Origin of the sequence: Bifidobacterium leontopitheci (genome assembly GCF_009193355.1) — a bacterium.
Taxonomy (GTDB): Bacteria; Actinomycetota; Actinomycetes; order Actinomycetales; family Bifidobacteriaceae; genus Bifidobacterium; species Bifidobacterium leontopitheci.
Map to the genome: position 1 here is coordinate 1 of NZ_WBVT01000010.1, position 19,605 is coordinate 19,605.

The 19,605-nt window shown below is 66.5% G+C and carries 9 protein-coding genes and 1 tRNA gene; 7 read left to right on the forward strand and 3 right to left on the reverse strand.

Annotated elements, in window-relative coordinates; all coding sequences use genetic code 11:
* The first annotated feature begins 203 nt into the window (after positions 1-203).
* The 5 genes from F7D09_RS04640 (at position 204) to pgl (ending at position 11,647) form a co-directional block, all read left to right on the forward strand.
* Positions 204-291, forward strand: a tRNA-Ser gene (locus F7D09_RS04640).
* Between the two features lie 1,351 nt (positions 292-1,642).
* Positions 1,643-7,741: an alpha-N-acetylglucosaminidase TIM-barrel domain-containing protein gene (locus F7D09_RS04645; protein ID WP_226835962.1), complete on the forward strand. Its 6,099-nt coding sequence runs from the start codon at positions 1,643-1,645 to the stop codon at positions 7,739-7,741.
* A 290-nt stretch (positions 7,742-8,031) separates the two neighbouring features.
* Positions 8,032-9,585 carry a glucose-6-phosphate dehydrogenase gene (gene zwf / locus F7D09_RS04650; protein ID WP_152234252.1) on the forward strand — a complete coding sequence of 518 codons (1,554 nt, stop codon included), beginning with the start codon at positions 8,032-8,034 and terminating at the stop codon, positions 9,583-9,585.
* Positions 9,582-10,661 (forward strand): glucose-6-phosphate dehydrogenase assembly protein OpcA, encoded by a 1,080-nt coding sequence (locus F7D09_RS04655; protein ID WP_152234253.1) that lies wholly within the window; start codon positions 9,582-9,584, stop codon positions 10,659-10,661. The genes zwf and F7D09_RS04655 overlap by 4 nt, the downstream gene beginning before the upstream one ends.
* A 191-nt stretch (positions 10,662-10,852) precedes the next feature.
* Complete coding sequence (pgl, locus tag F7D09_RS04660) at positions 10,853-11,647, forward strand: 6-phosphogluconolactonase (protein WP_152234254.1); 795 nt, start codon at positions 10,853-10,855, stop codon at positions 11,645-11,647.
* 759 nt (positions 11,648-12,406) lie between these two features.
* On the opposite strand, the gene gndA is transcribed toward pgl, so the two are convergent.
* Positions 12,407-13,855: an NADP-dependent phosphogluconate dehydrogenase gene (gndA, locus tag F7D09_RS04665; RefSeq protein ID WP_152234255.1), complete on the reverse strand. Its 1,449-nt coding sequence runs from the start codon at positions 13,853-13,855 to the stop codon at positions 12,407-12,409.
* Positions 13,856-13,983: 128 nt separating this feature from the next.
* Here gndA and F7D09_RS04670 point away from each other — a divergent pair, with 128 nt between their 5' ends.
* Positions 13,984-15,015: a hypothetical protein gene (locus F7D09_RS04670; protein ID WP_152234256.1), complete on the forward strand. Its 1,032-nt coding sequence runs from the start codon at positions 13,984-13,986 to the stop codon at positions 15,013-15,015.
* Positions 15,016-15,026: 11 nt separating this feature from the next.
* Entirely contained in the window at positions 15,027-15,545 is a 519-nt protein-coding gene (locus F7D09_RS04675; RefSeq protein WP_152234257.1) for a hypothetical protein, read from the forward strand.
* Positions 15,546-16,257: 712 nt separating this feature from the next.
* On the opposite strand, the gene F7D09_RS04680 is transcribed toward F7D09_RS04675, so the two are convergent.
* On the reverse strand, positions 16,258-16,923 hold the full coding sequence (locus F7D09_RS04680) for a DUF4125 family protein (protein WP_376863465.1): 666 nt from the start codon (positions 16,921-16,923) through the stop codon (positions 16,258-16,260).
* Positions 16,924-16,990: 67 nt separating this feature from the next.
* Positions 16,991-19,528, reverse strand: coding sequence for a DUF4037 domain-containing protein (locus F7D09_RS04685; RefSeq protein WP_376863463.1), 2,538 nt, complete (start codon positions 19,526-19,528; stop codon positions 16,991-16,993).
* Between the last annotated feature and the right edge of the window lie 77 nt (positions 19,529-19,605).

A 19,605-nucleotide genomic window follows, 5' to 3' on the forward strand; every position in this document is an offset into this window, starting at 1 on the left:
AACACTGGCACTGCTACCCTTGACCATGGAGGCTCCTTCGCTAGAACGGATAGGTTTAAGGCACCACCCATTCTGCCTAGAAGCCTCTCGTCATATCAACCCACCCATCAAAACAACAAACACGGTCTGTCTCGGCCGTCAGCGCGTCGCGCTGTACCGGACTGATGTATAATCGAATATCGTGCGCTTTTCGGCGTACGCATGGATAGGTGTCCGAGCGGTCTAAGGAGACGGTCTTGAAAACCGTTGTGGGGCAACCCACCGCGAGTTCGAATCTCGCCCTATCCGCCATCAGGGTTTTGCGGCATCCCCGCAAAACCCTTTTTCGTTGCTACCCATATGCCCCCATATGTCACGCTGCTCGCCCGAGCGCAGTGACGCACCCGTGAAATACCTTGCAAACACTGGGTTTTCATGCTTGCGTCACTGTGCTCGGGCGAGCAGCGTGATGACGGTGCGTCACAATGTCCGGGATACGGTGAATAGCGTTCGGAAGTGCAGTGAGGGGTTCGTAATGGGGTACGTAATGGGGTACGTAAAGGGGCGTAATGGGGTACGGCTGTCAAGGGTTGGGCGTACTCCGCGTCACGCTGCTCGCCCGAGCACAGTGACGCACACCTGAAACCCCAGTGTTTGCAGTGTGTTCCACTGATGCGTCACTGTGCACGGGCGAGCAGAGTGACGTAGGGGATACCGCGGCATGCGAGATGTCGCGTCCGCTGGGAACGAACAGGGAAACCGCGAATCAGATATGGCACAAGGCTATTCCGCAGATACGGTGTCATGCACGTTCAAGGGCGGGTGCGGTGCCGGTTGCCGTCCATCCGCTGCATCACAAGTCGGCTAGAAGGGCTGTCTGCGCAAGTTGTGGCATAACACCACCCCGAAATCGGTCCTCGTTCATCTGCCGCTGTATCACAAGTCGACCGGAAGGGCCATGTGGTCGACTTGTGACCATCCCATACGGCCGTTGCACCTGTGAAGCAATGTCGAAGACTGTGCGGGGCATGATGGGAACACGGGCGGTGATGGTGACCGTGTAGCAGGAAAACGCCTGCTACACCGGAACGGGATGGTCCCATATGCGTCCGTTTTCGACAAGGGCCGCGGCGCACTTTGTCGGAAACGACCGCTGGATGACCGTTTTGCGTCCGTTTTCGACAAGGACCGCAAGCCTCTTGGTCGGGAACGGCCGCTTTCGGGGTGTTTTGCGTCCGTTTTCAACAAGGACCGCGGGGCGCTTGGCGGAAAACGACCTCTGAACGGCCGATACTCGTCCGTTTCCTACGAGGATCAACTGCTGTCGGCAACGAAACGACCGCTTTGGCAGCTTCCCGCGTCCGGCTTCCATCCGATCTTCACCCGGCTCTCGCCTGCTCCCGCTCCGCCTCCCGACCCCGCTCCAACTCCCGCACCAGCTCCGACCCGCTGCCGATTCGGCATCCGCACCCGCTTCCCGCATCCCCGATGATGTCGTCTTGCCTGACTATCTTATGTAAATATAGTTAACAAATACGGGGCGCAGCCATCCGCAATGACGGCAGACGGCCGCGCACCTGTCAGCCTCTCGTAATCAACGCAGTTCCCCCGAGAAGCCCAGACCGGCCCCAGCCGGCCTATGAAGAGAACGAAGGACAGACCAATGACGGTTCCATCCCGGCGCCGCGACGACGCCCCATCCCTAACCGAGCCGCGGCACGCGCACGCCACCCGCCCCGCATCCGACACCATCGCCCACACCTCCAAGCGCGCCATGCAGGCCCTCATCGCCCTGTTCGCCGCGATGGCGACCCTGCTGTGCGGCATGATCACCAGCGCCACGATGGCCCGCGCAGTCGAACCTGCCATCGCCGGCGTCACCGCGTCCGGCGCGTCGGCCTCAAGCGCCCACGCCGCCGCGGCCGCGGTCGACGGCGACACCGCCACCTACTGGCAGTCGCCCGCCGACTCGTCCATGCAGGACTACCGTCGCTTCCTTGACTTCGACCTGCACGGCACCTACAAGATCACGCAGATCGACGTCGCCAACCTCGCGCAGGGCAACGCCTACTACCATTACGAGGTCTACCTGTCCAAGGACGGCGCGAACTACAACAAGGTCGCCTACAAGGCCGACGACGCCGCAGCCAACCCGGCCAAGCCGGACGAGCATGCCATCGACGCCACTGAAGCCGCCTACGCGCGCATCAACGTGAGCTACAACTCCGCCGCCCAGCAGGTGAACCTCGCCGAAGTCACGTTCCACGGCACCAAGGTCTCCGACGCCCAGCCCAAGCCCGGCAAGATCGACGTGACCGACTTCGCGTCCAGCAGCTGGGGCAAGGAGTGGAACCGCGTCGAAACCGACGAGGAGTACGCGCGGCAGAAGACCGTCACCGAGGTGAAGAACCTCGTCAAGCGCGTGATCGGCGAGCAGTGGGCGGGCAAGTTCGACTTCCAGCTGCGCGGCAAGGCCGACGGCAAGGACGTGTTCGAGATTGCCGACGCCGGCGAGGGCCGTATCCTCATCCGCGGCAACAACGGCGTCTCGCTCGCCTCCGGGCTGAATTACTATCTGCGCCACTGGTGCAAGGTCGACTACAATCCGCTGTTCGGCTCCCAGCTGACCATGCCGAAGAGCCTGCCGGCGGTCGGCAAAAAGATTCTCAAGTACACGCAGTACGAGTACCGCTACGCGCTCAACTTCTGCACGTACTCGTACACGATGGCGTTCTGGAACTGGAAGAACTACGAGCAGTTCCTCGACTGGGCGGCCATGAACGGCGTCAATCTCATGCTCGACATCGTCGGCCAGGAGGAGGTGCTGCGCGAGACGCTCACCCAGTACGGCTACAGTGACGACGAAGTGCGCGAATACCTGTCCGGACCGGGATACTACGCATGGTTCTACATGCAGAACCTGTATTCGGTGGGCGGCCCGCTGCCGGCCAAATGGTTCGAGCAGCGCGTCGAACTCGGCCGCCGCATCCACGACCGCATGCAGGCGTACGGCATCACGCCCGTCATCCAGGGTTTCGGCGGCCAGGTGCCGACCGACTTCCAGACCAAGAACCCGAAGTCCGTGGCCGCCTCGAGCGGCACATGGTCCGGCTTCGACCGTCCGTACATGATCAAGACGTACCTGACCGACGCCGACAAGGCGGCAGGCAAGGAGGACTACTTCCAGAAGGTCGGCGACTCGTTCTACGCGGCGCAGGAGCGCGTGTTCGGCAACGTGTCGCACTATTACGCGGTCGACCCGTTCCACGAGGGCGGCACGATCCCCGACGGCTTCAACATCGTCGACATCTACCGCACCGTGCAGCAGAAGATGCTCGACTACGACGCGGACGCCGTGTGGGTCATGCAGCAGTGGCAGTGGGGCATCGACGAGACGAAGCTTTCGGGGCTCGCGGACAAAAGCAAGGCGCTCGTGCTCGACCTGCAGAGCGACCTGCGCTCGCAGTCCGGCCCGATGGAGAACCAGGGCGTGCCGTGGGTGTGGAACATGCTCCACAACTTCGGCGGCCGCATGGGCATGGACGGCGTCCCCGAGGTCATCGCCCAGCAGATCACCGACGCGTACAACAACAGCCGGTACATGCGCGGCATCGGCATCACGCCCGAAGCGATCGACAATTCTCCGGTCGTCTACGAGATGCTGTTCGACATGACTTGGGAGCAGGCGCCGCTCGACTGGCGTGAGTGGACGCAGGAGTACGCCGAGCGTCGCTACGGCGGCACCGACAAGACCATCGAGAAGGCGTGGGACATCCTGCTCGACACCGCGTACAAGCACACCGACGGCGAATACTATCAGGGTGCCAGCGAGTCGATCATCAACGCGCGGCCTTCCGACAACGCGATCGGCTCGGCCTCCACGTGGGGCCACAGCGACATCGACTACAGCAAGACGCAGTTCGAGAAGGCTGCCGCGCTGTTCGAGCAGGCCTACGACACGTACAAGGATTCCGCAGGCTTCCGCTACGACTACGTGGACGTGATGCGCCAGGTGCTCGCCAACAGCTTCCAGGAGTACCAGCCGCTCGCCGGCAACGCGTACAAGACGGGCGACCTGGAGTCGTTCCGCACGCTGTCAAGCCAGATGCTCGCCATCATCAAGGCACAGGACAAGCTGCTTTCCAGCAGTGACGACTTCCTCGTCGGCACGTGGATCGAGGACGCCCGCACCATGCTCGACGACGCCGACGACTGGACCGCCGACCTGTTCGAGCTCAACGCCCGCGCGCTCATCACCACGTGGGGACTCAACAAGAACGGCTCGCTCATCGACTATTCCAACCGCCAGTGGGCAGGCCTGACCGGCGACTACTACTATCACCGCTGGGAGACCTATGTGAAGAACCGGCTGAACAAGCTGGAGCACGGCACCGACTTCCAGGACCCCGACTGGTTCGACTACGGCTGGCAGTGGGCCAACCGCAAGAGCGACGAGGACGGCTACGGCTTCGCGACCAAGGCCGACACGAGCGTCGACCAGAAGGCGCTCGGCAAGACCATCCTCGACAAGTACTCGGTCACCGCGATGGGCGAGTACACGGACGGCGGCGGCAGCAGCGAGCGCACCAACCTTGCGCTCGGCCGTGACGTCACCGACGAGCAGACCGGCGCGACCCTGCCGAACATGACCGACGGCAACACCGACACCGGCTGGACCGACACCGGCAAGACCGACGCCAGCCTGGTCATCGACCTCGGCGGCACCTACTCGGTCACCGGCGCCGGCATCACCCTCCAGCAGATCGCCGCCGACTTCCCGCTCAAATACGAGATCGAAGCGTACAACGGCACCGGCTGGGTGGAGATCGGCCGCAGCGAAGCCGACACGGTCAGCTCCAAAAACGAGATCGACGCCGACATTCTCGCCTCCAAAGTGCGCTTCAGGCTGCACTCCACGAACGGCAAGGACCTGACCGGCATCTACGAGCTCGCCGTGTGGGGCGCCGCACAGCCGCAACCCGACTACACGAACCTCGCGTTGGGCGCCACGCCGAGCGCCGGCGACAGCGAACGTCCGGCCACGAACGGCAACGACGGCGACGATGGCACCCTGTGGGTCGGCTACGGCAGCGAACCCAACTGGTACCGGCTCGACCTCGCCTCCGCGCAGCGCGTCGACCGTGTCCGGCTCGTCTTCGAGACCGCCGGCCGTCTCTTCCAGTTCCGCATCGTCGCCGGCCTCGCCGACGGCACCGAACGCACGCTCGTCGACGAAACCGGCAACCAGGGGCCGCTCGAGCAGGTGTACGCCGCGAACCTCGGCGCCGAAGTGAACTACGTGAAGGTCGAGTTCACCGGCTCGGTCGGCGGCACCGCATGGCCGGCGCTCGCCGAACTCGAACTCCTGCAGGAGGCGAGCGACACCATCGAAGGCACGAACATCGCGCCGGCCGCGACCATCACCTCGTCGCCCACCAAGGACGCGCCCGAGGACGCCGGCGCGCTCGTCGACGGCAAGGCCACCGCATGGGTGTCGCGCGACGGCGCCGCGCCCGCATGGTTCCAGCTCGACTATGTGAAGGCGCGCGACGTCGACTCCATCCGCCTCAAGTTCGAGGAGGGCCAGCCCGACCGCAGCATGCAGTTCACCCTCAAGGTGACCGACGCGGACGGCAAGGAGCACACGGTGGCCGAACGCACCGAAGCGGACCTCGCCAAACAGCAGGGCATCACCATGGACGTGCCGGTCGGCATGGCGGTCACACGCATCCGCATGGACATCGCCGCCGCGCGCATCCCCTCCAGCGGGGATCCAGCATGGCCGCTCGTCTCCGAAATCGAGGTGTACGCAACGCCCGAGAACGCCGCGGCCGGGGCGACAGTCACCGCCGGCGACGGCGCGTCCGCAAGCGCAGACGACCTGAAGCGGCTCGTCGACGGCAAACGCGACAGCGGCGTGACATTGAAGAACGCCGGCGACAAGACGTTCACGGTCGCGCTCGGCAAGGCCGCCGACATCGGCATCCTCGGCGTGCTCGGCGGCGAGAACAGCGAGCCGCTGCGGTTCAAGGCCGAATACCGGGTCGTGCCGGAGGACGGCGGCGCGGCTGACGGCGGCGCGGCTGACAGTGCTGACGGTGCGGCTGACACGGCCGACCAGTGGCGTACGCTCGCCGACTTCACCGGCAACACGCAGATGAAACCGGAGCTCGTCAAGCGGCTCGCCTCCGCCGTGTTCACCGATGCGGTGCGTTTCACCGTGCTCAACGACGGCGATACGGCCATCAACGAGATCTACCTGTACCGCACGGACGCCGGCTCCACGCTGGAGACGTACCTGACGTCGGTCGACGCGGCGCTCGCCAAACTCACCATCGGCGAGGTCGACGGCGACTACACGGCCGCCGCCAAGGCCACGCTCGACGCGGTGCTCGCCAAGGCACGCAAGGCGGCAGAGACCGGACTCAACTCGCGTGAGGTCGCACAGTGGACCGCGAAGGTCGCCGACGCGCTCGCCGCGTTCTACCGCGACGGCTACGTGTCGGTCGACCGCAACGAGCTGCTCGTCGCCCTCGACGATGCCACCGGACTCATCGACTCGCTGCGCGGACACGGCCTGACCACGCCGGCAACGACGCTCGCCACCGCACGCGCCGCCGCCAAGCAGACCGCCGACGCCTACCGCACGGTCACGCAGAGCGACGTCGACGAGGCCGCCGCGACGCTCACCGCCGCCATCGACAAGGCGCTCGACCAGCTCGACGCCGAAGAACGGTACCAAGTGGTGCTCGAGGCGGCACGCAAGACGCTGAGCGACGCGGCCGACGCCGGAACGATCGGCGAATACGAAGGCCAGCATCCGCAAGCCGCCGTCGACGCGCTGAACAAGGCGATCGCCGCCGCCGAAGCCGCGCACGACGCGGCCGCCGGCGACGCTGACGCCGTGGACGCCGCCGCCGAGACGTTGCGCAAGGCGACCACCACGTTCAACGAGACGGTCGTGCACATCGACGCGAGCGCGCTCGAATCCGCGATCGACCAGGCCGCCGGACTCGAGGAATCCCAGTACGACCGCGACGCGTGGGCGGCCATGCAGCGCGCGCTCGCCGCGGCGAAGGCAGTCGACGTCACGCACATCTCGCAGGCCGACCTCGATGCGACCGCTCGCACGCTGAACGATGCCGTTGCGGCGTTGGATGACGCGCGACTCGACCGGGCGACTTTGGGCGAGGCCATCGCCTCCGCGCAGAAGCTGCAGGAGGGCGACTACACGGCCGAAACGTGGAAACCGTTCGCCGAGGCGCTCGCCGCCGCCGTGGACGCGCACGCCAAGGTCTCCACCACGCAGGGCGAGCTCGACCACGCCGCTGCGGTGCTTGCTGAGGCGCGCGAGGGGCTGGAACGCAAGCAGCCGGGCGGCGGCGAGACGCCGGATCCGGATAAGCCGGACCCCGATAAGCCGGACCCCGATAAGCCGGACCCCGATAAGCCGGGTTCCGGCGAGAACCCGGGCGGCGGTGACGGTGACGGCGGCAACCAGCCTGGCGGCGGCAATGGCTCAGATCAGCCGGGCGGTGACGGCGGCAACGGCAACGGCTCCGGCCAGCCGGGTGGCAATGGTTCCGGCAACGGCTCCGGCGCCGGCGTCGTTCCGCCCACGCCGAAGCCGGACGACCGCCCGTCGCCCATCCCCGGCCTGTCACACACCGGTGCCGAAACGCTCGCGCTGACCGTTGCCGCAACAGGTCTACTGCTCGCCGGCGCCGCCCTCGCCCTCGCACGCCGTCGCCGGCTCCTCTGATATCTCGAATCCTCCGCTGCCCTCTTTCTGTCACAGCGGGTACCTACCCGCTGTGACAGAGGACGTCATAACGCTTGCAATATCATGGTTTTTCGACTGCGCGTCACAGCGGGTACCTACCCGCTGTGACAAAGGACGGCGGACAAGAGTGCGGAATCCAAGGAATGCCGGATTCCTCGGATGTGTTTCACGCACACGGCCGTGCGGCATACGCCACACTCCGGCCGCCGCCGGGGTTTCGTTATGAGAGGAATCGGCGCGACGGTTTCGGCGGCCATTAGTATGGTGGTATGACTGATTTCGATTCCAACACGGGCGGAGCATGGGTCAATCCCCTGCGAGACCCGCGCGATCTGCGGCTTCCGCGCATTGCCGGGCCGTGCAGCATCGTGATTTTCGGCGTGACCGGCGACCTGTCGCGCAAGAAGCTGCTTCCCGCCATCTACGACCTCGCGAACCGCGGCCTACTGCCGCCGAGCTTCGGCCTGACCGGTTTCGCCCGCCGTGACTGGAGCGAGGACCATTTCAAGGACTTCGTCAAAGAGAACGTGCAGCTGCACTGCCGCACGCCGTTCCGTGAGAGCACGTGGACGCAACTTGCGGCCGGCATCCGCTTCGTGCAGGGCACGTTCGACGATCCTGCGGCGTTCGCCCGGCTGAGCGACACGGTCGCCGAGCTCGACCGCGACCGCGGCACGCGCGGCAACCACGCGTTCTACATGTCGGTGCCGCCGCGTGCGTTCCCGCAGGTCTCCCGTCAGCTCGCCGACTGCGGCCTGGCGAAGTCCAAGGAGGGCGCGTGGCGTCGTGTGATCATCGAGAAGCCGTTCGGCCACGACCTCGCCAGCGCCAAGGAGCTTGACCGCGTGGTCTCCGAAGTGTTCGACCCGTCGAGCGTGTTCCGCATCGACCATTATCTTGGCAAGGAGACCGTGCAGAACATCATGGCGCTGCGGTTCGCGAACGCCATGTACGAGCCGATCTGGAACGCCAACTACGTCGACCATGTGCAGATCACCATGGCCGAGGATATCGGCGTGGCCGGCCGAGCCGGATACTACGACGGCATCGGCGCGGCGCGCGACATCATCCAGAACCACCTGCTCCAGCTGCTCGCGCTGACCGCCATGGAGGAGCCGGTGAGCTTCACCGCCTCCGACCTGACCGCCGAGAAGACCAAGATCCTCTCCGCCGTGCGTCTGCCCAAGGATTTGGCCGCGCACACCGCCCGCGGACAGTACGCCGCCGGCTGGCAGGGTTCTCACGATGTGGTCGGCTATCTGGACGAGAAAGGCATCGACCCCGCCTCGACCACTGAAACGTATGCGGCCATCCGTCTTGACATCGACACCCGGCGCTGGGCCGGCGTGCCGTTCTACCTGCGCACCGGCAAGCGCCTCGGCAAGCGCGTCACCGAGATCGCCGTCGTGTTCAAGCGCGCCCCGCACCTGCCGTTCGAGTCGACCGCCACGCGCGAGCTCGGCAAGAACGCGATCGTCATCCGCGTGCAGCCGGACGAGGGCGTGACCATTCGCTTCGGCGCAAAGGTGCCGGGCGGCACGTCCATGGAGGTGCGCGACGTCTCCATGGACTTCAGCTATGGCCGGTCCTTCACCGAAAGCTCGCCGGAAGCCTACGAACGGCTGATCCTCGACGTGCTGCTCGGCGACCCGCCGCTGTTCCCCACCACCGAGGAAGTGAACCTCAGCTGGAAGATCCTCGACCCGATCGAGGAGTTCTGGTCCACGCTCGGCCAGCCGCAGCCGTATCGCGCCGGCACGTGGGGGCCGGAGGAGGCCGACGAGATGCTGGCCCGTGACGGACGCCAATGGAGGATGCCATGATCATCGAACTGCCCAACACCCGAACCCGCGAGATTTCGCGCAAGATCGACGAACTGCACGAGGAGCGCGGCGAGTCGGCGACCGGCCGCGTGCTCACCCTGCTCATCTCCACCACCGAGGACGAACTCGAGCATGCGCTCGAGGTCGCCAACAGCGCCAGCCGTGAGCATCCGTGCCGCGTGATCGCCATCGTGCCGCAGTCCGGCAGCAAGAACGCCGGCGCGAAAGCCGGGACTCCGGCCGCTCCGGTCGAATCCGAGGCCGACAAGGCCGCCGAGGACAAGACCGGCCTGACCGCGGCTCAGCTTGCGGCCGTCGACCCGAACGGCGGCATGGCGGCCGACCTGGCCAGCGAGCCGGCGGCCTCCAACCTGGACGCTGAAGTGCGCTTCGGCGCCGACGCGGGCGCAGGCGAGATCATCGTGCTGCGCCCCCACGGCGGACTTGTCCACCATCCGGACACGCTGGTGATCCCGCTGCTCGTGCCCGACGCGCCGGTCGTGGCCTGGTGGCCGACCGAAGCGCCCGCCAACCCGTCGAAGGACCTGCTCGGCGCCATGGCCCGCAGCCGCATCACAGACGCGATGCGCTCCAGCAATCCGCTGCGCACCATCGAGGACCTGCGCCGCAACCGCTCGCCGAAGAACATCGACATGTCGTGGACTCGACTGACCGTCTGGCGCGCCATGCTCGCCACGATGCTCGACCAGCCGCCGCACCTGCCGATCATCGCCGCCAAGGTGACCGGGCCGAAGGACTTCCTGCCGATGGACATGCTCGCCGCATGGCTGCGCCTCAAGCTCGGCGTGTCCGTCGCCATCGAGGACGATCCGAACGCGGATGCGGTCACCGGCGTGTACCTGACGCGCGCCGACGGCGTGCTGTCGCTGGAACGTCCGAGCACGCAGCAGGCCATCGCCGTCATCAGTACGCCCGGCCAGACGCCGCAGTCGATTTCGGTGCCCGCGCGCACGCTCGAGGAGTGCCTGAGCGAGGAGCTGCGCCGCCTCGACCCCGATGAGGTGTACGCCGAAGTGCTCAGCCGCGGCTGGGACCTCATCCACCCGCAAGGCTGAACGCGGCTGCAGTATCGCGTCTGACGGCCGGACGGTCTCGCATGGAGCGGGCCGTCCGGCCGTCCTCGGTTGCAGGACGTTGACGGCGGGGGCGTCACCCGACATCGCATGGCAGTCCCAAGCCGTACCATGACATACATGTGCGTGATTCCGTATGGGAATCACACGAAACCAACCCAAGGAGTGGTCTGATGTCCGAAAGAAAAACCATCACCTATCCGAATCCGGAGGTGCTTGCGCAGGCCGTCGCCGTGCGCACGCTGACCACTGTGAAAACCCTGCTCGACCATCCGGGCCGCACGCGCGTTGACATCGCGCTCACCGGCGGCACCGACGGCAACCGCGTGCTGCGGGCCATCGGCAACGATCCGCTGTCCGACGACATCGACTGTTCGCGCGTGCACATCTGGTGGGGCGACGAACGGTTCGTCCCCGCTGACAGCGACGACCGCAACGCCAAGCAGGCGCGTGAGGCGCTGCTCGACGAACTCGTCGGCAAAGGCCTGCTGCCCGAGGCGAACATCCACGAGATGCCGGCTGACACGCGCAGCGCCGCACAGGTCGCCGCCGCCACCCCCGAGGAGAACGACGCCGTGCTGGCCGAAGCCGCCGCGCGCTACCAGCAGGAACTGCACGACCAGCTGGGGGAGGAGCCGACGCTCGACATCGCGATGTTCGGCGTCGGACCGGACGCGCACTTCGCGTCGCTGTTCCCCGGCCTGCCGCAGGTCCTGATCGACGATCCGCATGTGCTGACCGCCGGCGTGCGCGATTCGCCGAAGCCGCCGCCGCTGCGTGTGACCTTGACCGTGCCGATGATCGCCCGGTCGCGGCACACGTGGGTGTTCACTTCCGGCCAGCGCAAGGCGGACGCGGTGACCGCCGCCTTCGCCAAGCCACGCAACCCGCAGGCGCCCAGCTCGTTCGCCGACGGCGAGGAGCTCATCTGGTTCCTCGACGAAGCCGCCTCCCCCGACAAGCTGTGACACTTCGCCGCCTCCGGCCACGGTGGAGACTGAGTTCGGAGACGGCGGCAGCATTGGCCCGGCACCCCGGCCCCTCGGTGGGGCCGGAGGGATGCTGCGGCAGCGGTTGACCCGGTGCCCTGGCCCCCTCGGTGGAGGGGGCTGTCTGAGCGGAGCGAAGACTGGGGGAGCGACGGCGCTTCCGTCGATCATGGATCCGGAACCACCTACGTTTCTTGAGTACGTTCCGTTGTGTTTCCTTCGACCGACCGTACTCGTAGAGACGCTGAGAGTACGGTTTGCTGGATTTTCCTGACGAACCGTACTCGGGCCGGTCGATACGAGTACGTTCCGTTGTGCTAGCGGGGGCGCTCCCCCAGTCGGCTTCGCCGACAGCCCCCTCCACCGAGGGGGCGAGAGCGGGTCGGGCTCGGTTGGGATTTCATACGCGACCGATCGTACTCTAAGTGCCCCCTACGAGTACGGTCCGTTGGATTTTCCTGACTGACCGTACTCGAAGGAGCGCTGAGAGTACGTTCCGTTGAGAACGAAGTGTGTGAGCAGAGTCTGAAAACGTGAGTGCCCCTGAGATGCGATGAACATCTCAGGGGCACTCACGTATATATGCGTGCTGATGGCTACCAGGCTCGCCTTCGGGTCCTGCAATTACGGACTCGCGCTACGCGCGAGGCTCAATGCTGCCTTCGCTCGCCTACCGGCTCGCTCAGGCCGAAGACTGGGCACAGCCCACTGGGCTGTGCCCTCGCCCTGCGATTTCCGCTACGCTTCAATCTCCGGGCGACCGTCTTCGGCCCACAACGTGTGGAATGCGCCGGGCATGTCGACACGCTGGTAGGTGTGGGCGCCGAAGTAGTCGCGCTGGCCCTGGATCAGGGCGGCGGGAAGGCGCGGCGAGCGCAGGCCGTCGAAGTACTCGAGCGAGGAGGCGAACACCGGCACCGGGATGCCGAACGTGATCGCGCGGGAGACCACGCGGCGCCACGACTTCTCGGCCGTCTCGATCGCATCCTTGAAGTACGGGGCGAACAGCAGCGAAATGTTCGCCTCGCCGGACTCGAACGCGTCGGAGATGCGGTTGAGGAACTTCGCGCGGATGATGCAGCCGCCACGCCAGATGCGGGCCACCGCAGCCAGGTCGATCTTCCAGTCGTAGTGCTTCGCCGCTTCGGTGATCTCGTTGAAGCCCTGCGCGTACGCGACGATCTTGGACGCGTACAGCGCCTCGCGGATGTCGTTGATGAACGCGATCTTGTCCTCTTCGGCCATCGGCACCACGCCGCTCGGCCCCTCGAAGTCCTGCTTCTGGGCTTCGGCGCGCAGCTCGGTCTGGCCGGACAGGCCACGGGCGAACACGGCTTCGGCGATGCCGGTCACCGGCACGGCCAGGTCGAGCGCAGACTGCACGGTCCACGTACCGGTGCCCTTCATGCCGGCATGGTCCACGATCACGTCGACCAGCGGCTTGCCGGTCTTCTTGTCGACCTGATGCAGCACGTCGGCGGTGATCTCGATGAGGTACGACTCCAGCTCGGTCTTGTTCCACTCCTCGAACACGTCGCCGATCTCGGCCGGCGTCATGCCCAGCGCGCGACGCATCAGGTCGTAGCTTTCCGAAATGAGCTGCATGTCGGAATACTCGATGCCGTTGTGCACCATCTTCACGAAATGTCCGGCGCCGTTCTCGCCGATGTGCGTCACGCACGGCTCGCCTTCGGCCTTCGCGGCGATCGACTCGAAGATCGGCTTGAGCGTCTGCCACGACTCCTCGGAGCCGCCCGGCATCATCGAGGGTCCAAGCAGCGCGCCTTCCTCGCCGCCGGACACACCGCAGCCCACGAAATGCATGCCGCGCGCCGAAATCGCCTTCTCGCGGCGGATCGTGTCGGGGAAGTGCGCGTTGCCCGCGTCGACGATGATGTCGCCCGGTTCCATGAGGTCGGCCAGCTGGTTGATCATGTCGTCGGTCGGTTCGCCGGCCTTCACCATGATGATCGCCGTGCGCGGCTTCTTCAGCGACGCCACGAACTCGGCCATCGTCTTCGCCGGGAAGAACTGGCCCTCGTCACCATGCTCGGTGATGAGCTTCTCGGTGCGCGAGTAGTGACGGTTGAACACCGCCACCTTGTTGCCGTGACGGGCGAGGTTCCGTGCAAGGCTGGCACCCATGGCGGCCAGACCGACCACGCCGACGTTTGCTTCTGCGGTCATGCTGCTTCCTTCCAAAATCGGAAAAACAATCATTCGTGTACCAGTGTAGGGAGAACGGTCTACGGAAGCCGGCCAATCATCCACGCGACGGATGGCCGTTTTCCCGCCGCGCTGCTGTAATGGAACCCATGATGCATCACGATGACGGAACCGAGCGCCCTCCCGCGCAGTCGGGCGGACGGCCGCCTGCCGCCGAGCCGCAAGCCGCCGCCATGCCGCCGGCTGAGTCCGTTGCCGCTGTGCCCCGTCTGCCTAGGCCCGTGCGCTCGAAAGCCGCGCGCCGACGCCCTGCCGGCAAACCGCTGGTGGCGACGGTGGTCGGCCTGGTGACGGCGTCCGCGCTGGCCATGCTGCTGATGGCGCCGTCCCTGTCGCTCACGCCGCTCATCCGACTGTCCACATTCTGGATTGCCGGCGTGTGCCTGACGCTGGGCACGGTGATCCTCACGCTTGGCCTCATGGGCCGCCGGTCGGGGGGCCTGATGCCGCTGGCCTGGCTTGCGGCGTTCGCGGCGGGCGGAATTCTGCTGGTCGACGTGTCGTACGCGTTCCTTCTCGATACCGTCGCCGAAAGCGGTGTGATCGAGCAGGCGAGCGGCGGGCGGACGTACGGCGTCACCAAGCTGCAGCGGCAGCGGCTGCGCTCGGGCGTGCGGTTCGTGGGGAGCCGCTACGACGACATCGTCACCATCGACCTGACCGGCGACGTGTGGCGCAAACAGCACAACGTGGCGGTGTATGACGAGGACGGCAACGAGACGCTACGCAATTCCACCTGTCCGGTCGAGCAGCTGCGGATCACCGCCCGGCAGTCGCGCGTCATCATCACCGTGCCGTATGGGTGCACGTTCGGCTTCGGCGAGCGCGACGAGTATGTCCTGACCGGCGCCAACAGCATCGGCGGACGATACGGGATCAGCCGCAATCTCAGCGAATTCGGCGTCACGGACCTGCGGTGGGGCATCCATGACGGCACGTTCAGCTCGGATGATGCGCTGTGCGGCAACGATGCGTCCGGCATGATGATGTCGAATGCGAACACGCCGGTCAATGGTCCCGAGCTGATGATCGACGTGCCGTACACCGTCGACGGCCAGGTCGCCGTTCGATACGCGCCCGAGGAGGTGAGACCATGCCCGGTGGAATGGGTCATACGATGACGGGGGATGCGATGACTGACGGTGTGATGACTGACGGTGTGATGACTGACGGCGTGGCGTCGGGCGACATGGCGTCGGGAGGTATGCTGCCGGCAGCGGCATCCGGTGGTGCGTCGCCGGCATCGGCGCCGGCCGAGGTTCCCGGCGTCGGCGTCATGACCGGCGGTGATGCCGCGGTGCCTGACGACGCCGGAGGCCGCGGCGATACAGTCGCCGGCAGCATGATGCCCGGCGACGCAAAGCCCGGCGATGTCGGCACAGCGGTCGCCGACGCTCCGGCTTCGCGCCGTCCGCGCGGCCCCAGCGTCGGCACCATCGCGCTCGCCGCATGCCTGTTCGTGGTGGGCGGCGTCGCGGTGATGATCGGCTTGCCGTTCCCTGACCTTGCGCTGACTTGGATGCGGTCCGATCCGCGCATATTGGGCGTAGTGATCCTCTCGCTCGTCAGCGTCGTGGTCATCATCATCGCCGTCATCTGGTCGGTGGCGACGATCATCTACAACATGACGCACCCGACGCCGGAACCCTGACGCGGGCGAACCGCATGCCGACCAGCGCGACATCCGCACCCGTGGCACCCGGCGCCGCGTTCCTGACGCGGGCGAACCGGGCGACGGTCGCGGCCGCTGGCCTCCTCGGTGGAGGGACCGCCAACGTAGCTGGCTCGAGGAACGCCGCCCCCGCTGGCGGGGCTCCCGTGCAACTTGCGCATGGTCGGCGATGAGCGGATCGTCCTGCGGGAGCGCCGCCCCCGCTGGCGGGGGCTCCCGTGCAACGGGTGGGGGTGGTTCCGCGTCCGTTTTCGACCTGTAGCCGCCGACTCCCAGTCGAAAACGGACGCCACAAGCCCGATTCGCGGTCGTTTGCAACAAGCAGCCCGCCGTTCTTGGTCGGAAACGGACGCTGCGGAGCCGTTTTGCGTCCGTTTCCGACCAATCCGGCAGCCGGGCCAGTCGAAAACGGACGCCGGACGCACCCCGACTCCGGGTTTTCTCCCATCCCGGGGTGTGTACAGGAGCGCGTGGGATACGGCTGCCAAGGGCCGTGGCGTACGCCGTGTCACTCTGCTCGCCCGAGCACAGTGACGCACCGCCGAAACCCCTTGCAAACACTGGGTTTTCGCACTTGCGTCACTGTGCTCGGGCGAGCAGAGTGACGCGAAGATGCCGGTTATGCACCATCCGAGGCAATCCCTCCCGGCCCCGTCGAACGGGAGAAACCCCGAAATCCCCCTGCCTCTCCCTAGGCGGCCTGCGCGGTCTCCGCCTCGGCAAGGTCCGCGAACCCGCCCAGCCGCACCGTGTTGCCGATCGTCTCCTCGGTGAGGTTGCGACCCTGCGCCGCCAGCCCATCCACGAACCCGGCGTACAGGTCGAGCGTGCGGGCCGAATACGTGCCCAGCTCGCCGCGCAGATACGTCTCGAACGATGTCGCCGTCGCCATGTCCTCGCCGGTGCGCAGCACGCGCATCGCACGTCCCAGCTTCGGATACCGCTCGCGGAAGTCCACCGCCCACGCCACCTGCATGGCGATGATGCGCTCCTGCAACGCGATCCGCTCGCCAGACAGCCGCGGAATGTACGGTTCGATGTTCGCGTGGAACTCGGTTGGCGCGGTGGACGCCATCATACGGCCGTACTTTTCGGTGATGAGGTTGCGGCCGACGCGCTCCGCCTCGTCAAGGTCATGGCTGTAACTGTCCAGCAGCGGCTGCGGCCAGGTGAGGAACTGGCTGGAGCGCATCTGCTCGAACATCGGCCAGTTGCCTTGGCAGGCGGCGCGTCCGCCTTCGTTGTTGGTGCGCTGGAACTGGCTCCACTCCTTGCGCACGATGTCTCTCACCGTGGCACGTGCAGTGTCGTTCGCGCTGCCGCCGTCCGTCTGATCCGTCGTCTGCCCAGTCATCATCGACCTCCCTGTGTCTCGTATCATCCATTGTGCCGGCCACGGTGAACGTGTACGGCGAACGTGACGCCTACAGCGAACGCAGGCAGGCCGCGTCGCCGACGATATGCTCCTCCACGTACGGCCGCTGCCATTCGAGGAACGTCTCGTCGCTGCGGGTGAGGCCGTCACGTGTGAGCTCGGCCACCACCTCGCCGCAGATCGTCTCGATGGTTGCCTCGACCTGCCGGACGGCCGGAGCCGCGCCCTTGCCGCCCTCGCCGAAGCCGGCCCCGCCGAAGCAGGCCGCCGAGCTGAGCCGCAACAGCGTCTCCAGTTGGCCGCACACGTCGGCAAGCCTGGTCGCCATGCGGCCCGACAACCGGCGCAACGCGGCGAACCGCCACTTGTAGTACGGCAGGTACCCGGCGGTGAGCGGATCGTTGAACAGGAACACGAGCGAGGCGGCGGCGTTGACGAACTCGTCGATCGACAGCCATGCGGCCGCTCCGTCGCCGCGGTCCAGCATGCGCGGCACGTTGTACTGCCCGGCCTGCGCCATCATGCCGAGACGGCGTGAGATGAGCGAGAGCCGGACGTCATCCGGCATCTGCTTGAACCCTTGCCGCGCCGCGAGGAACGCGCCCAGCGGATCGGCGAACACCGCGCCGTTCGTGGCGGCCGCGAGCGTCGCCTCGTCAAGCATCAGCCATTCGTGCGGACTGTCGGCGGCCGGTGCGCTGCGATACCCGGTAATCGACTCGAAGAAGTCGCCGATGGCGAACACGCCGTCGCGGCGGCCACCGGCGTTGCCGGCGGAGGCCTGACTGCCCTGCGCGCGCGGCGTCGTGCGGTCCGCGTCGCCGCGCACGTACCCCATGAACTCACGGGGGAGCGCCTCGTAGTCGGCCTGCAGCTGCGCGCCGATCGCGGCATAGTCCTCGTCGGTGAGCCACAGGCAGAAGCGTGGTCCGAAGTCATGGTCCTGCGAGGTCGCGTCGTCGAATCCGTAGCATTCCGACCCGTGGCCCACAAGACCGGCGGCGATGCGGCCCCGGTATTTCGGGTATCGTTCGGCGATCATCGGCTTGCCGAACGCCTCCCAGTAGGCGCGGGCGAGTTTCAGCCCGGTCATCGGCGTGCGCGGGGAGGCCGCCGCATCTTCGCGTGAAACATTCCGTGAAACATGTGAGGGGGTGTGGGGAACGTCGGACGGCTGCGTTGCGGCTGCCGGCGTTGCACCCGACGTCGTTGCTGGCTGCGTCGTTGTCGGCTGCGGTGTTGCCGGCTGCGGTGTTGCGGCAGGCCGCGACGCCGTTTCGGACGACGATGTTGCCGTGTCGGACGCTGTGATACCGGACGTCGTGATATCGGACGTCGTGATATCGGACGTCGTGATATCGGACGTCGTCGTGCTGGACGATGCCGTCATACCGGATGCCGCCGCGCCAGGGAGACGCACACCGCCGCCATTCGTCTCGCCAACGTCGATGCCGGCCTCCCGTGCCCGGCGTTCCGCTTCGCGCAGGTTCTGCTCGGTGATGCGGTAGTAGTCGGTGTCGGTGCCGTAGCATTCGGCGATCACCGCCAGCGACTGCCGGTACAGCGCCACGGCGCGCGCGTAGTCGCCCGCGCGGAACCGCACCTGCGCGTAGCCGGCCAGCGCCGAGGCGTAATGCGCGCTGTGCTCCAGATGTCCGTTGCGGTAGATCTCCAGCGCCTTCGCCGCATGACGGTCGGCTTGGTCGATGAGGCTTGCGCGGTCGGCGTCGGTCTGCGTGGCTCCGGGCTTGTCGTCGTCCGTCGCCGCCGGCTGGACGGACGCAGGAGCATCATGGCCGCAGGCAGCCGTGCCGCCGCCCTGCGCGGCAGCGGTCTCGCCGGCTTCGTCCAGCAGCACCAGTGCCAGGTTCGTGTGCGTGGACGCCACGTCGAGGTCCGACTCCGGGTCCGGGCTGGACTGCTCAAGGATCCGCAAGGCCGTACGCAGCTCGTCTTCCGCGCGTCGCTGCCGTCCGGTCTCGCTGTACACCATCGACAGGTTGTTGTGCAGGGCGGCGAGTCGCCTGTCGGTCGGTTCGAGCGTGCGCTCGCTGGAATCCAAGGCCTGACGGTACAGGTCTTCGGCCTGATCGTACTGTTTCGCGGCGCGCATCGCGGTCGCCGCGTTGATGAGCGTGGTCGTCCAGGCGTCGGTGCCCTCGATGCCCATGCGCGCGGCGAGTTCCAGCGCGCGCTGCACGATCCACTGGTTCTCCTTGTGCCGGCCCTGCGATCGGTAGAATCCCATGGTCTCGTTGAGCACGGTGAGCAGTCCGGCGGCGTCGCCGGCGTTCTCGGCATCGACCATGGCCTGTTCCAGATACGGTCCGGCCTTGGTGGCGGCCTGATGCGCGTCGAAGATCGCGTCGAGTCCGGCGAGGAACTTGTCGACGTCGAACGTCTGCGCGTTCTGGTCGCCATCCATGGTGTCGGTGGCGGCGTTATCGGCTGTGACGTCACCGGCGGCAACGGCACCTTGGTCGTCGCCGGCCGTGTCGAGATCCGTTTCTGCGTCCGTCAGCGGTTCCGCGTCGGCCCCGTCGCCGAACGTCGCCATCAGCTTCGCCATCAATGCGTCCGTATCCATGCCATCTCCCGCCTGTAAGACCGTGCCGGTTCCACTATGACAGTCTAGCCGCATCGGCCCGGCTGGCGTCCGCGGCC